The organism is Xanthomonas cassavae CFBP 4642, assembly GCF_000454545.1.
Taxonomy (GTDB): Bacteria; Pseudomonadota; Gammaproteobacteria; order Xanthomonadales; family Xanthomonadaceae; genus Xanthomonas; species Xanthomonas cassavae.
This window is the reverse complement of sequence record NZ_CM002139.1, coordinates 709,533-724,700: the sequence shown is the minus strand read 5'-3', so window position 1 is coordinate 724,700 and position 15,168 is coordinate 709,533. Positions and strand designations below refer to the sequence as shown.

At 65.9% G+C, this 15,168-nt stretch carries 10 protein-coding genes and 3 pseudogenes; 6 read left to right on the top strand and 7 right to left on the bottom strand.

The annotated features are described in order from the left end of the window. The first annotated feature begins 193 nt into the window (after window positions 1–193). The 5 genes from XCSCFBP4642_RS0103165 (at window position 194) to glpK (ending at window position 6,586) form a co-directional block, all read left to right on the top strand. On the top strand, window positions 194–1,177 hold the full coding sequence (locus tag XCSCFBP4642_RS0103165; RefSeq protein WP_029218508.1) for a PDR/VanB family oxidoreductase: 984 nt from the start codon (window positions 194–196) through the stop codon (window positions 1,175–1,177). A 144-nt stretch (window positions 1,178–1,321) separates the two neighbouring features. Continuing rightward, window positions 1,322–2,149, top strand: coding sequence for a DeoR/GlpR family DNA-binding transcription regulator (locus tag XCSCFBP4642_RS0103160; RefSeq protein ID WP_029218507.1), 828 nt, complete (start codon window positions 1,322–1,324; stop codon window positions 2,147–2,149). A 289-nt stretch (window positions 2,150–2,438) separates the two neighbouring features. Beyond that, entirely contained in the window at window positions 2,439–3,953 is a 1,515-nt protein-coding gene (gene glpD / locus XCSCFBP4642_RS0103155) for a glycerol-3-phosphate dehydrogenase (RefSeq protein ID WP_029218506.1), read from the top strand. Between the two features lie 179 nt (window positions 3,954–4,132). Continuing rightward, a complete protein-coding gene (locus tag XCSCFBP4642_RS0103150; RefSeq protein WP_029218505.1) occupies window positions 4,133–4,954 on the top strand; it encodes an MIP/aquaporin family protein in 822 nt (273 codons plus the stop codon). A gap of 132 nt (window positions 4,955–5,086) precedes the next feature. Continuing rightward, window positions 5,087–6,586: a glycerol kinase GlpK gene (glpK, locus tag XCSCFBP4642_RS0103145; protein ID WP_029218504.1), complete on the top strand. Its 1,500-nt coding sequence runs from the start codon at window positions 5,087–5,089 to the stop codon at window positions 6,584–6,586. Window positions 6,587–6,712: 126 nt separating this feature from the next. Here the strand turns inward: glpK and XCSCFBP4642_RS0103140 are convergent, their stop codons facing one another. Together XCSCFBP4642_RS0103140 and pobA are read right to left on the bottom strand one after the other, a co-directional pair. Further along, complete coding sequence (locus XCSCFBP4642_RS0103140; protein WP_029218503.1) at window positions 6,713–7,222, bottom strand: nuclear transport factor 2 family protein; 510 nt, start codon at window positions 7,220–7,222, stop codon at window positions 6,713–6,715. Window positions 7,223–7,434: 212 nt separating this feature from the next. Further along, on the bottom strand, window positions 7,435–8,622 hold the full coding sequence (gene pobA / locus XCSCFBP4642_RS0103135; RefSeq protein ID WP_029218502.1) for a 4-hydroxybenzoate 3-monooxygenase: 1,188 nt from the start codon (window positions 8,620–8,622) through the stop codon (window positions 7,435–7,437). Between the two features lie 96 nt (window positions 8,623–8,718). Here pobA and XCSCFBP4642_RS0103130 point away from each other — a divergent pair, with 96 nt between their 5' ends. Continuing rightward, window positions 8,719–9,615 (top strand): helix-turn-helix domain-containing protein, encoded by an 897-nt coding sequence (locus XCSCFBP4642_RS0103130; protein ID WP_029218501.1) that lies wholly within the window; start codon window positions 8,719–8,721, stop codon window positions 9,613–9,615. 119 nt (window positions 9,616–9,734) lie between these two features. Here XCSCFBP4642_RS0103130 and XCSCFBP4642_RS23935 read toward each other — a convergent pair. The 5 genes and pseudogenes from XCSCFBP4642_RS23935 to XCSCFBP4642_RS0103100 form a co-directional block, all read right to left on the bottom strand. After that, a pseudogene (locus XCSCFBP4642_RS23935) lies at window positions 9,735–11,215 on the bottom strand (benzaldehyde dehydrogenase). A 49-nt stretch (window positions 11,216–11,264) separates the two neighbouring features. Further along, window positions 11,265–12,033: pseudogene (locus XCSCFBP4642_RS23930) on the bottom strand (coniferyl-alcohol dehydrogenase). Window positions 12,034–12,046: 13 nt separating this feature from the next. Beyond that, a pseudogene (locus XCSCFBP4642_RS23925) lies at window positions 12,047–12,652 on the bottom strand (transporter); the annotation flags it as partial. A gap of 164 nt (window positions 12,653–12,816) precedes the next feature. Beyond that, window positions 12,817–13,347, bottom strand: a complete 531-nt coding sequence (locus tag XCSCFBP4642_RS0103110; protein WP_029218500.1) for a MarR family winged helix-turn-helix transcriptional regulator — start codon at window positions 13,345–13,347, stop codon at window positions 12,817–12,819. A gap of 440 nt (window positions 13,348–13,787) precedes the next feature. Further along, window positions 13,788–15,023, bottom strand: a complete 1,236-nt coding sequence (locus XCSCFBP4642_RS0103100; RefSeq protein WP_033898863.1) for an HD-GYP domain-containing protein — start codon at window positions 15,021–15,023, stop codon at window positions 13,788–13,790. Between the last annotated feature and the right edge of the window lie 145 nt (window positions 15,024–15,168).

The following is a 15,168-nucleotide window of genomic DNA, read 5'->3' as shown; positions in this document are numbered from 1 at the left end:
CCGTCGAACAGCGCCAGGGCAACCGCGCCGAAGCGCTGATGCGCGAACACGCACGCCTGGCCCATCGCAATCTTCGCCACCTGTTGCACACCCCTGCAGCGGTCAGCCAGGTGCGCGGCGGCGCCCTGACCGGCCGCGCCCATGCGTCCAACGCCGGCACCGACCGGCATGCCCTTCTGCCTGGAGCCCCCTCATGCGTAAAGACACCCACTGGCATCGCGCCCATGTCGTCAGCATCGCCGACGCCTGCCAAGGCGTGCGCGAAATCGTGCTCGATCCGGGCCCGGCCACGCGCAGCTTCGAGGTGGGCAGCCATCTGGATTTCCGCGTACGGCTGCATGGCCGCGACGATGTGCGCTCGTACTCGCTGGTGGGCGAGCCACGCAAGGACGGGCATTACCGCATCGCGGTGCGGCAGATGCCCGACAGCCGTGGCGGCTCGCTGCATATGTGGTCGCTGCAGCCCGGCGACGTGGTGGAGATGTCGCCGCCCAGCAACAACTTCGCGCTGGACGAAAGCGGCGAGGAGATCCTGCTGATCGCCGGTGGGATCGGCATCACGCCCATCCTGGGCATGGCGCAACGGCTGGCGCAGCGTCACCCCGCCTTCCGCCTGCTCTACGTGGGCCGCACGCGCAGCGCGATGGCCTACGTGGATGAGCTGGAAGACATGCTCGGCGAGCGCCTGCACCTGCATTGCGACGACAGCGCCGGCCCGGTCGACCTGGCCGCCGCGCTGGACCGGCTCTCGCCCAACGCCGAGGTGTATGTCTGTGGGCCGCTGGGCATGCTGGAAGCGGTCCGCCAGTCCTGGCATGCGGCCGGGCGGCCGCGCGCGCGGCTGCATTTCGAAACCTTCGGCAACAGCGGCCGGGTGCCGGCGCAGGCGTTCGTGGTCAAGCTGCCCGGGCTTGGCCTGGAGGTGCCGGTGGCGGAAAACGAATCCATGCTCGATGCACTGGCCGATGCCGGCGTCGAGCTGATTGCCGAATGTCGCCGCGGCGAATGCGGCCTATGTGCGGTGGAGGTGCTGGATACCGTAGCCGACATCGATCACCGCGACGTGTTCTTCAGCGACGAACAGCGCCGCGAGAACCGCAAGCTGTGCGCCTGCGTGTCACGCGCGGTGGGCGGCAGCATCAGCATCGATACCGGCTATCGCGGCGAACTGGGCTGACACAGCGGTGGACGGCGCATACACCGGGCAATGGACTGGCGCGCACGCTGGTCGGGACCGCATGCGCTGCCAGCACGCCTTGGCGCGCCGATCGGCCCGCTCGGTCGGTGCTTGGCTGATCGCCGTGTTTGCATCCTCACGCGCATGCGCGATCATCTGCGCATGGAGTCGACTCACTACAGGACTGTCCCGGCGCCGGCCTTGAACCCGCGCCAGGAACAATTGGTGGCACTGGTGCGACAGCAGGGCTTTGCCGAGGTAGAAGGCCTGGCAACGCGCTTTGAGGTCACCCCGCAGACCATCCGGCGCGACCTGACCCTGCTCTGCGATGCCGGTGTGCTGCGCCGGTATCACGGCGGCGTCAGCATGCCCTCGAGCGTGGAAAACCTGGCCTATACCGCGCGCAAGGCACTGCAGGCCAACGAGAAGCAGCACATCGCCGCGCAGGTGGCGCGCTTCATTCCCGACGATGCCTCGCTGTTCGTCAACCTCGGCACCACCAACGAAGAAGTGGCGCGCGCCCTGCTGCAGCATCGCGGCCTGCGCGTGATCACCAATAACCTCAACGTGGCGGTGATGCTCAGCGCCAACCCCAGCTTCGAGGTGATCGTGGCCGGTGGCGTGGTGCGTGGCCGCGACCAGGGCGTGACCGGCGAAGCCACGGTGGAACTGATCCGCCAGTTCAAGGTGGATTTCGGGGTGATCGGCATTTCCGGCATCGATCTGGACGGCGCCTTGCTGGATTTCGATTACCAAGAAGTGCGCGTGGCCCAGGCCATCATCGAGCACTCGCGCCAGGTACTGCTGGCCGCCGACCACAGCAAGTTCGGACGCAACGCCATGGTGCGGCTGGGCGCACTCGCACAGGTGCACGACTGGTTCACCGACCGCGCCCCGCCGCAGGAGTTGGCCGGGGTGCTGGAAGAAGCCGGCACGCGGGTGCATGTGGCGGGTACGAACGGCGCCGCCTAGCGAGACAGGCATCGCCACAGGCGAGGCGTCGCCGATCCGCGCAGGTTACCCAGCGGTTGAAGCGCGACGCTATGTTCGTTTTTGTGCGTTTTGGCATAGAAAAATTATTACTCCATGCATATCAATAGACCAAGTCAATTGCTCCCGTGTTTCAAATAGCCCTAGGACCGCGCTCCGGCCGTCATCTTTAGGTTAAGTCCCGTCTTCACGCCCCCGCAAGGCGCTATGTTCGAATATGTTCGAACATGACAACTTAGGTTCGCTAGTGCGGATCTGGACGGAGACACTGATGGGCGAGACGTACGATCTTCTGGTGGTAGGCGGCGGCATCAACGGGGTCGGCATCGCCCGCGATGCGGCCGGGCGCGGCCTGTCGGTGTGCCTGTGCGAACAGGACGACCTGGCGTCGCATACCAGCAGTGCCAGCACCAAGCTCATCCACGGCGGCCTGCGGTATCTGGAACAGTATGAATTCGCCCTGGTCGGCAAGGCCCTGGCCGAGCGCGAAGTGCTGCTGCGGCTGGCACCGCACATCATCTGGCCGCTGCGCTTCCTGTTGCCGCACCAGCCGCATCTGCGCCCGGCCTGGATGATCCGCGCCGGCCTGTTCCTGTACGACCACCTGGGCGGCAGCAAGCGCAGCCTGCCGCGCTCGCGGCGGCTGTCGCTGCGCACGCATCCAGTGGGCGCGCCACTGCAGGAATCGTTGCGCACCGGGTTCGTGTACTCCGATGCCTGGGTACAGGACGCCCGCCTGGTGGTGCTCAACGCGATGGATGCAGCCAGACGCGGCGCGCAGATCCACACCCGTACCCGCTGCGTCGGCGCTTGGCGCGATGCCGGATTCTGGTATGCCGAACTCGAAGACCGCCAGGGCCGCCGCCGCACCGTGCAGGCGCGCGCGCTGGCCAACGCGGCTGGCCCGTGGGCAGTGGCGTTCCTGGACAAGGTCGCCGCGGTACCGCACCAGCACGCATTGCGCCTGGTCAAGGGCAGCCACATCGTGGTGCCCAAGCTGTTCGATCACGACCACGCCTACATCTTCCAGCAACCGGACCGGCGCATCGTATTCGCCATTCCCTACGAGCATGACTTCACCTTGATCGGCACCACCGATGTCGACTACGAGGCCGACCCCGCCGCGCCCAGGATCGATGCGGCCGAAGTGCAGTACCTGTGCGACGCGGCAAACCTGTATTTCCAGCAGCAGATCGGCCCGCAGGACGTGGTGTGGAACTACAGCGGCGTGCGTCCATTGCTGGACGATGCGCAAGACAATGCCGCCGAGGTCACGCGCGACTATCAGCTGGAAGTGGTCAACGACGGCGCGCCGTTGCTCAACGTGTTCGGTGGCAAGCTGACCACCTATCGCAAGCTGGCCGAGGAAGCGGTCGACCGGATCACGCAGGCCCTGGGGACCCGCAAGCCGGCGTGGACCGCGCGCGGCGATGCGCTGCCCGGCGGCGAGCAGCGCGACATCGCCAGCCTGCTCGAGCGGGTGCGCACTACGCGTCCATGGTTGCCTGCTGCCACCGCGCAGCGCCTGGTGCGCAACTACGGCACCTGCGCCGAGCAACTACTGGGCGATGCAACAGACATGGCCGGACTGGGCAAGCACTTCGGTGCGGACCTGTACCAGGCCGAGGTGGAGTACCTGCGGCAGTACGAATGGGCGCAGAGCGCCGACGATATCCTGTGGCGTCGCAGCAAACTCGGCCTGCGCATGGATGCAGACGGGCGTCAGCGCCTGGAGGCGTATCTGCAGGCGCAGCCGGTGCCGGCCATCGCCACCGCCGCGGCGTGAAAACACACCGCGTTGCCGGCGAGGACGGGTCGTCCGGCAACGTATCCTGGCGTACTGCCGGCATCATGACGATCCCTGTGGAGGGCACACCCGATGAGCACGAACCAATTTCCCTGCGCGCCAATGCGTGCATCGCGCCAGCTTGCGCGCACCCGTGACTGCAACGCGGGCCTGCCCGCATGACCCGTCAACTCGTTGGTGAGTTGATTTCCGAAGCGTTGGCGATGTTCATCATCATCGCGCTGGGCGATTCGGTCGCAGCGATGTACGTGCTGTACGACCCCAGCCCGTACCAGAATGCGTATTGGGGGGTGTGCATCGCCTGGGGCCTGGCGGTCACGCTGGCCATCTACGTCACCGGCGCGGTCTCCGGCACCCACGCCAATCCGGCGGTGACCCTGGCGCTGGCGCTGTTCCGTGACTTTTCCTGGAAGAAGGTGGTGCCGTACTGGATCGCGCAGGTGATCGGTGCATTCCTGGGCGCGGCCATCGTCTATCAGCTCTACGGGCCGGTGATCGATCACTTCAACCAGGTGCAGCAGCTCACCCGCGAAGCCGGCGGTGCCGCCGGGGTGTTCTTCACCGCGCCGGGTCTGGCGGTCACACCGATGCACGCCCTGGTCGACCAGATCATCATGACCGCGTTCCTGATTTTCGGCATCTTCGCCATCACCGAGCGCTTCAACGAAGCCGCACCGGGAGCCAATTCCGGCGCGTTGATGATCGGCCTGCTGGTCGCCACGCTGGGTGCCTCGATGGGGTATCTGGAAGCCTGGGCGATGAATCCGGCACGCGATTTCGGGCCCCGTCTGTTCGCCTACTTCGCAGGCTGGGGCGAAGCCGCCCTGCCGGCCAAGGACAACTACTGGTGGGTGCCGATCGTCGGGCCGTTGATCGGCGGGCCGATCGGCGCATTGGCGTACCAGTGGCTGATCCTGCCGTTCCTGCCGGCACGTGTGCGGCACCTGCAGGGCGACACGCCGCCGCTGGATCCGCGCTGATCGCCGTGCCCGGCGGCACGCCTGACCGCTTGCACGAATCGCCGCCGCTGGCGTGCCGTTCGTGCAGCGTCATCCAGTTGCACCGACCACTCTCGCCGTGCGCCAACGCCGGCATTGTTTGAGGAATCTTCGATGGAAAAGCAATACGTCCTGGCGATCGATCAAGGCACCACCAGCTCGCGCGCGATGTTGTTCGATCGCCAAGGCAAGGTGGCCGGCGTAGCGCAGCGCGAATTCGGGCAGATCTTTCCGCAGCCGGGCTGGGTGGAACACAACCCGCGCGAGATCATGACCAGTGTCTACACCACCATTACCGAGCTGCTCAACAACGCGCAGATCGATGCGCGCGCGATCTCCGGCATCGGCATCACCAACCAGCGCGAAACCGCGGTGGTGTGGGACAAGGCCACCGGCCAATCGATCTACAACGCCATCGTCTGGCAATCGCGGCAGACCAAGGACATCTGCACCCAGCTGAAAGAGGCCGGACACGAGCAGATGGTGCGCGACAAGACCGGGCTGCTGATCGATGCGTATTTTTCCGGCACCAAGGTCAAATGGATTCTCGACCATGTGGAAGGCGCCCGTGAGCGCGCGCGCAACGGTGAGCTGGCCTTCGGCACCATCGACAGCTGGCTGATCTGGAACCTCACCGGTGGCAAAGTGCACGTCACCGACTACACCAATGCCTCGCGCACCATGATGTTCAACATCCATACCCTGGAGTGGGATGCCGAACTGCTGGCCATGCTGGATGTGCCCGCGCAGATGCTGCCGGAGGTGCGCTCCTCCAGCGAGGTCTACGGCATGACCCAGACCCAGTATTTCTATGGCGAGCAGGTGCCGATCGCCGGAATCGCCGGGGACCAGCAGGCCGCGTTGTTCGGCCAGGCCTGTTTCGAACCGGGCATGGCAAAGAATACCTATGGCACCGGTTGTTTCATGCTGATGAATACCGGCGACAAGGCGGTGGTCTCCAAGGCCGGGCTGCTGACCACCATCGCCTGGGGCATCGACGGCAAGGTGGAATATGCACTGGAAGGGGCGATCTTCGTCGCCGGCTCGGTGGTGCAGTGGCTGCGCGATGGCCTGCGCATGCTGGGCAAGGCCAGCGACTCGCAGGCCTATGCCGAGCGTGCCGGCGACAACGATGGCGTGTATCTGGTGCCGGCCTTCGTCGGCCTGGGCGCGCCGTACTGGCGCAGCGATATCCGCGGCGCGGTGTTCGGCCTGACCCGTGGCACCAGCAAGGAACACTTCGTCCGCGCGGCGGTGGAGTCGATGGCGTATCAGACCCGCGACGTGCTCACCGCGATGCAAAGCGATTCGGGCATCGAGTTGAAGGAACTGCGCGCCGACGGTGGCGCCATCGCCAACGACTTCATGGCGCAGTTCCAGAGCGACATCCTCAATGTGCCGGTGCTGCGGCCGGAAGTAGCCGAAACCACCGCGCTCGGTGCGGCCTATCTGGCGGGTCTTGCGACCGGGTTCTGGGGCAGCCGCGAGGAAATCGCCAAGCAGTGGGCGGTGGATCGTCGTTTCGAGCCGGCCATGGCCGAGGACAAGCGCGAGCAGCTGTACGCTGGTTGGCAGCAGGCCGTGGAAGCGACGATGGGCTTCAAGATCAGCTGACCCGCTCTGGCCGCAAGGCGTGCAATGAACGTCTCATCTTGCGCGATCTGGCGCGGCAGCTGCGCCGCCATCACGCGCATGACGCTGGCCTGCGGTGACGCAGGCCAGCGCCGTTTCAGGCACTTACTAGCCGCCAGTGCTTGCCCGGCCGGCGATGGTGTCCGGATCCCAGTGTTCCTTGATCAGGCCATTCTCGATGCGGAACATGTCGAACCAGGTGGTGGTGTAGGTCTTGCCGGGGTTACGCGGGTCCGGCAGCGTGCGCACCGACACCAGCGTGACCAGGTCATGATCGGCGGTGATCGCCACCAACGGCAGTTGCACCCGCGGCTGCACCTTGGTCGGCGGCACGAAGGCCGTCAGGAAAGCAATGAAGGCATCGCGCCCATTGGCCACATTCGGGTTGTGCTGGATGTAGTTCTTGTCCATGTACATCGGCGCGTATTGCACCTGGCCTGCCTCGAACACGATGCGCCAGAAGTCGTAGACCAGGCGCTTGTTGGCGGTCTCATACCAGTTGGAGCCGATCAGCAACTTCTCGTGGTTGGAGTTGGCGGTCACCGCGGTCTGCGCAAACGCCGCCACCGGCGCGAGCAGCATGATCAAGACCAGGGCGCGGGAGACTAATTTCTTCATGAGTCACTCCAGAGATGAAGCGGTCCGTGCACTCGCAGGGGATCGGCGTACGGCACCGCGATTGGGGGAATGACGCGTCCTTGCTTGCGCACACTGCCACGCGTCGGGACAACCCTACCCAGCACGTCCGCGGGTGCGCTAGCCACCCGAAAGTGTACTTGGGCACTTCGAAAATTCCAGGTGATCAAATGATTACCCTACGCAGCGCGTCGTCAGGCGTCGGGCAGTTCGACCATCGGCAGGCCCGCATAGTTTTCGGCAATGGTGGCGCGCCCGGCCTCGCTGTCCAGCAGATACGCAAGCTCGGCCTGGCGGATGCGTGCGGTAAACGGGTCTTCATCATCGAAGGTGTGCAGGAGCGTGGTCATCCACCACGAAAACCGCTCGGCCTTCCACACCCGCTGCAGTGCCAGCGCCGAGTACCGCCGCAAGACGTCGGCATTGCCAGAGACTTTCCAGCGCGCGAATAGCTGTGCGAGCAGCCCGACATCGGCCAGCGCAAGATTCACCCCCTTGGCACCGGTGGGCGGCACGATATGCGCGGCATCTCCGGCCAGGAACAGGCGCCCGTACTGCATCGGCTCGGCCACGAAGCTGCGCAACGGCGCAATGCTCTTCTCGATCGACGGGCCGGTCACCAGTTGCTCTGCCAACGCTGCCGGCAACCGTGCGCGCAACGCATTCCAGAACGCCGCATCGCTCCATGCCTCCACGCGCGCGGCGGCCGGCACCTGGACGTAATAGCGCGTGCGCGTGGGGGAGCGCATCGAACACAGCGCAAATCCCAGCCGGTGGCGTGCATAAATCAGTTCGTCGTGCACCGGTGGCGTGTCGGCAAGCACGCCGAGCCAGCCGAACGGGTACACCCGCTCGAACACCCGCAGGCGGTCGGCAGGAATGCTGGCGCGGCTGACGCCATGGAAGCCGTCGCAGCCGACGATGTAGTCACAGGCAACGCGCACACGGCTGCCCTCATGGGCGAACTCCACGCTGGGCGTGGCGCTGTCCAGCGCGTGCAGGGTGACGTCGCGTGCGCCGCAGTAGGTCGGCGCATCGCTGCGCTGACGCGCCTGCATCAGATCGGCGGTGACATCGGTCTGGCCATACACCGTGACCCCGCAGCCGCAACCGCGTAGCAGATCGATGCGCTCACGCCGGCCATCGAGCGACAGTTCGAAGCCATGATGCGACAGACCTTCACGCTGCAGGCGGTCACCCACACCGGCGCGTTGCAGCAACTCCACACTGCCCTGCTCCAGTATTCCGGCGCGGATGCGCGCCAGTACGTGTTCTGGCGTCTGCCGCTCGACAATGAGCGTGTCGATGCCGTCACGCAGCAACAGTTCTCCCAGCAGCAGGCCGGATGGCCCGGCACCGACGATTGCAATTTGCGTTCGCATGGGGCGCTCCTGTCTTCAATGACCAGGCCTGCAGTGTCGGTAGCCAACCGGCATCATTGAAGGGATGATTGCGCGCAGTGCTTGGACTTTTCGACGATGCCCACACGCGCACGCCAACTCACTGCAACCACTGCCGGTCCCGCGTTCGGCCTGTACGGCGAGCAGCACGCCGATGCACCGGAGCTGCTGCATTGGGAATCGATTGCCGCGCGCAGCCGGCTGCACGACTGGCACATCGACCCGCATCGGCATGAAGACCTGGCGCAACTGCTGTACGTGCAGCGCGGGCCGGCGACACTGCAACTGGATGGACGCACCCAGCGCCTGCGTGGCGCCACCCTGGTGTGGCTGCCACCGCTGTGCGTGCATGGGTTCGCATTCGACCCGCGGGTACGCGGCCACATCATCACCTTGTGCATGCCGCTGGTGCGCAGCGCGCTGGACGCGGCACCCGTGCTGCAGCCAGGTCTGGCACGACCGGCGGTGCTGCAGGCCAACGCCTCGCGGACACTGCTCGACCTGCTGTTCGACAGCATTGCCACTGATCACGTGCATCGGCGTGTGGGACACGCTGCCGCACTGCAGGCTGCTGCAACGCAATTGGTGATCTGGACCGCTCGCACGGCCTTGCAAGGCCTGCACGATGCAGCGGACGCCAGCCCGCAGGCAGACCCTGCCCTGCGCCACCTGCGCGCCTACCAGGCATTGATCGACCAGCACTATCGTGCGCACTGGCCGATCTCCCGCTATGCCGACCAATTGGGCCTGACCCCGGGCCATCTCAACGCACTGTGCCGACGCTTGGTCAATGCGTCGGCGCTGGACCTGCTGCAACGCCGGATCATGCTCGAGGCCCGCCGCAGCCTGCGCTACACCAGCCTGCGCGTGCAGAAGATCGCCGCCACGCTTGGATTTTCCGATGCCGCCTATTTCAGCCGCTACTTCGCGCGGCATGCGGGGTGCTCGCCTACGCGCTTTCGCACTGACCAGTGAGGCCGTGGTGGTGCCGCTACATCTGAAAGCGGCGAGCACGGAAGCGTCTGCCCGGCGATGCCGCCAGGCCGACGCAGCACTGCGCCGAGCCGGCCAGCCACGCAGACGCGTACAGGCGCTCAGAACGGGTACTGCGGTACCTCGTTCTTGATCGTCAGCCACTGCCAGTGCGTGTACTGCTCCCAGTCGGCTGGACCACCAACGCTGGTGCCATTGCCGGATGCGCCCGTGCCGCCGAACGGGTTGATCACTTCATCGGCCACGGTCTGGTCGTTGATGTGCAGCAGGCCGGTGTGCAGGCGCTCGCCGAGCGCCATCGCCCGCGACACCGACGCGGACAGGATGCCGGCAACCAGACCGTACTCGCCATGATTGGCCATCTCGGCGGCTTCTTCATCGGTATCGAACACGCTGATGTTGATCACCGGCCCGAACGCTTCTTCGTCGAACGCGCGCATGCCCGGGCGCACGTTCGACAGCACGGTGGCCGCATAGAACAGCCCCTCGTTGGTTGCGCCGGCTTCCACGACCGCGCCGGCGGCCACACTGTCGGTGACGATGTCGATCACCCGTTGCAGCTGGCGCTGGTCGATGATGGGGCCCAGTGCCACGGCGCCGCTGACCGGGTCGCCCACCGGCAGATGCCGTGCTTTTTCCGCCAACCGCTGGGTCAACGCATCGGCCACACTGCGTTGGACCAACACCCGTCCGGTGGCCATGCAGATCTGTCCCTGGTGCAGGTATGCACCGAAGGCAATCGCCGAGGCGGCGCGGTCCAGGTCCGCATCGTCGAGTACGATCACCGCATTGTTTCCGCCCAGTTCCAAGGCCACCTTTTTCAGGTGTCGCCCGGCAATTTCGCCAATACGGCGACCAGCCGCAGTGGAGCCGGTAAAGGCGATCATCGGGATATCCGGTGCTTCCACCAGCGCCTGGCCGATCTGTGCATCGCCGTGCAGCACATGCAGCAAGCCCTTGGGCAGGCCGGCTTCTTCCAGCACCTGCGCGATGATCACTCCACCGGTGTACGGCGTGCGCGGGTCGGGTTTGAGGATCACGGCGTTGCCCATGGCCAGCGCCGGCGCCACCGAGCGCAGCGACAGGATCAGCGGGAAATTGAACGGCGAGATCACCGCTACCACGCCCAGCGGCAGATGCCGGGCAAGGCTGAGTTGGCCGGCGGCGGTTGGCAGCACCTGGCCCACCGCCTGCAGCGGCAACCCGGCGGCCTGTTGGTAGAACACCACCGCTTCATCCACTTCGTGCTGGGCCTTGGCAGGATGCCACCGGTTTCGCGTGCGATCAGCAGCGCAGCGTCGGCACTGCGTGTCTGCATGACCTGGGCGGCGCGATGGAAGATCGCGGCGCGCTCGCGCGGCGGCGTGGCGGCCCAGGCGCGCTGCGCCTGCTTGGCCTGCGCTACGGCAGCTGCCACATCGTCCAGATCGGCCTTGCTGACCTCGTGCAGCAAGCCACCGGTCGCCGGCTCATGGATCGGCAGGCTGCCGCCGTGGCCGTGCACCCACTCGCCATTGAAAATGCAGCCGTGCCACGCGGGCGTATCGGTCGCAGCGACCGCTGCGCTGGGAAGAGCATTCATGGTCCAGTCTCCTGCTACAAACATTGGGGGGAGTGACGGGTGGGAGGAACTACAGCGTGGTGGATGCCAGCCCGCCACCGACCGGCAGGGTGATGCCATTTGATCCAGCGCGCGGCATCCGATGCCAGGAACACGATGGCCTCGGCCACCTCGTCGGCGTACGCCGGGCGGGTCATGCGCTTGGCATCTTCCTTGACGCGTTCCTCGCCCAGCATCGCGGCGAAGTCGCCCAGGATCGGGGTGAACACTGGTCCAGGAGAGACGTTGTTGACGCGGATGCCGCGTTCGGCAAACCAGGGGCGCGATTGCAGCAACGTCCACACGATCAAGGCTTCCTTGAAGTACTGGTAGCAGGTGTCGTGGGCCACCGGATACGCGGCCAGCCAGGCAGCGCCGGCCTCGAAACTGCCGGCGGCGGCCAGCTGCTTGTGCAGCTCCAGCCGCTGCGGCCACTCTGCGCCAAGGATCGAGGCGACATTGATGATGCCACCGCCCGGGACGATGTGCGGCAGCAGCGCCTGGCTCAGATGGCGCAGGCCCAGGTAATTGACGCGTGCCACCACATCCAGCGGCACGGTGCCGGGCACGCCGGCCACGTTGGCCAGCGCATCGATACGCTCCGGCAAGGCGCTGACCAGCGCGTGGATGGACTCGGGGTCGCCCAGGTCGGCCTGATGAAAGCCGTGCAGGGTCATCTGGACCGGCGTGCGATCCACCCCGATCACCGTGGCGCCATGAAACCGCGCCAGCCGTGCGACCTCTGCGCCGATGCCCGACGCCACACCGGTCACCACGATCGTCTTGTTCTGCAAATTCATTGCCACCCTCCGAAGTAAACGCATAGTTCGGCACCAGCGACCAATCGCCGGCGCCCTGGTTGAGATCGCGATTCGCGGTCGAACTCGCCGATCGGTGCAACGGCGTCGACTTCGAAACGCTGCGAAAACACCGGCCGCCCGTCACGCATCACCGGCAGCATCTGCAGATACGGCCCGAAGGTCAGATCGCCGACGCCCGCGCCGTTGTCGCGCAGGGTGGCGATGCTGTTGCGCCCGAAGGTCGCGTCCAGATTGATCAACGGCACGAGCGTATTGATGCCCAGCGCCCCAGCGAACAGCGTGTACGGCGTGACGTAGGCAACCTGGGTCGGCAGCAGGGTGGAATCGATACGCGGGTCATCGAACACCGGGACATCGTTGCCACGCGCGTCCTTGATCGCATCCAGCGAAGTCTGGCGCAGATAGGTCGCCACGGCCCAGCCGGGCGTGGTGCGGGTGAAACATCCAGAAAGCTCGTCCCGCCGGTATTGAGCCCACTGGTGAGCGCCGCACTCTGCGGCACGCCCTGTGCGAGCGCTGCGCCGGTGGCAAGCATTGCCGCCGCCCCAAACGTTGCGCGGACCTGCCACGACGCTCTTGCACCACCTGCCCAGCGCATCTCCGAGGATCGACTCACTGCGGACATCTCCAGCGTTGGGAGGGAACAGCGGGCCTGCCACAGGGCAGGCGTCAGGCAGGGGCAATCCCCGCGCTACGCACAGCACGTGCAGTTGCAATATGAAGTGGACAAACGGCGCCGGCTACGTAGCCGGCAGGCGCGGCCTACAGCGTGTCCAGACGATCCAGGCGATCGAGCGCGCGCAGCAGCGGCGCCTCGCTGGTGCCGAGCACTGCACTGAGCTGCCGCTCCATGCGCAACACCTCGGCTTCGGCTTCGGTCGGCAGGGTGATGCCGGCCGGCGTCAGCGACAGATGCTGCATGCGCCGGTCCTGCCGCCCGCGCACCTGCCGCAACAGCCGGCGCTTGACCAGCCGTGCAACCACGATGGCCAGGTTCGGCGGCGACACGTGCAGCACGTCGCCGATCTGGCGTTGATTGATCCCCGGGTTGCCATCCACCAGCATCAGCAAGGAGAAATCGACCGGCTTCAGATCGAAGGCCGCCACGCACTCCTGGAACATCCGCCGCACCAGCAGCTCGGTGCGGGTGATGCGATACCCCAGCAGCCGCAGCAGGCGCGCCTGGTCCACCTCGGTGACGGGATCGGGCAACGGTGCAACAGGGGCGGTAGCGGGCATGACGGTTCTCGCGACGAAGGCAGCGGGCGGACTGGTACGCGCCGTGCGCTCCATCCGCAACGCCGATCCCCGACGTGCACCGCATTGTAGACGCGGCCAGGCCCATCGATGTGGACGTGCAGGCCGCCGTTACGTGCCGGAGTCGCGTGCCCGGCAGCGGTATAGCAGCGCTGCAGCATGCGAGGGACCGCGCTGATCCAGTCGCGGAGTAGACATGGTTCCGGTCGGCAAGTGATTGCGTTCCGGAATAGTTATTTAACATAACTATATTGCCAAGCTGCAGCGCAGCATGGTCGCGTCCGCTAGGTGGTGCTGGATCTGGGTCCAGACGGCGATCAGCAGGCCGCATGGGGCCAGGCGGTTCGGTGTGATCGGCCGCGGGGCGTGGCCGGGATCAACCGTCGGCGGCATGCCGATCAGCAAGGACGCGCAGCCGGGCACGCGCCACACACCGGACGGGCATGCAGGACTACCCGCGGCGGGGCACGGCCAGATCAGGGCAGCCAGAGTTTCTCGAGATCGCGAAAGCCCCAGTCGCTCGGAGTTTCCATCTTTTCGATCCGGTCCTGGCAGTCGGGGCGCGACAGGTCGATGTCCTGCACCAGCACATGGCTGCGCAGCCTGGCCGAGTAGAACGCCCGCACCTTCGGTTTGAGCAACGCGTCCGGGGTCTGTTCGATCACCACGGCCAGCTTCTGCGATTCCAGCCGCACCAGCGAACCGACCGGATAGATCCCCAGTCGGCGCACGAACGCCTGGAAGATCACCGGGTCGAAGTGGCCTTTCCACGAGGCCATCTGCTTGAGCGATTCGGCAGGATCCCAGCCGCGCTTGTAGGGGCGGTCGGAACTGATGGCGTCGTAGACATCGCAGACCGCGCCCATCCGCGACATCAGCGAGATCTCTTCGCCGACCAAGCGGTTCGGATAACCGCTGCCATCCATCTTTTCGTGATGATGCAGGGCGATTTCCAGCACCACCGCGTTCTGCACGCCGCCGGCCACCAGCAGGCGATGGCCATCCAGCGGATGCTGGCGCATGACCTCCATTTCTTCGTTGGTGAGCCGGCTCGGCTTGTTGAGGATGTCCAGCGGCGTCACCGCCTTGCCCATGTCGTGCAGCAGCCCGCCCATCGCCGCTTCCACCACCTGCGCATCGGGCAGGCCGAGCTGGCGGGCAAGCCCGCTCATCAGCCCGGCCACGGCCATCGAGTGCAGATAGGTGTAGTCGTCGGCGGTCTTGAGCCGCGCCACGCTGATCAGGGCCTGCGGGTGACGCAGCACCGAATCGTTGATGGCTTCCACCAGCGGCATGGCCGCCTCGGTATCGACGGTACGGCCGAGCCGTACGTCGCGAAACATCTCCTCCACGGTGTCGCGCCCGTCTTCGAAAATGCGCCGTGCCCGCACCACCTCGGCCTCGATGCCGATCTGCGCGGCGACGCTGTTGGTGCGCACCGTGCGCATGGTGGACGCTGGCGCTGGCGCTGGCGGTTCCGGTGCCGGAGGCGTGACATCGGCCGCCTCGGTCTCCGGCATGCTCGCATCCACATCCAGCCCGCGCGCGGTGTCGATCACCAATTGCTCGATCCGGCTTCCATGGATCTTGTCCACGTCCTGCGAATCGACCAGGAACGAGGTTTTCCAGAACGGATGGTGCACCCATGCGCCCAGCAGCTTGTAGACATACATGCCGGGGCGAAGTTGGTCGGAGTCGATGGTTCTGAGCATGCCGGCGCTGGTGTGCACGATGTCTGCGGAAGAGTCCGCCATGGGCATGGCGGTCCTCGGAGGTATCGGCAGGCGGCACGATTTCTTTGGTCCGCCGATCCGTGCTGGACAGGCCGATTCACACGGTCGAGCACGGCCGGCTGAG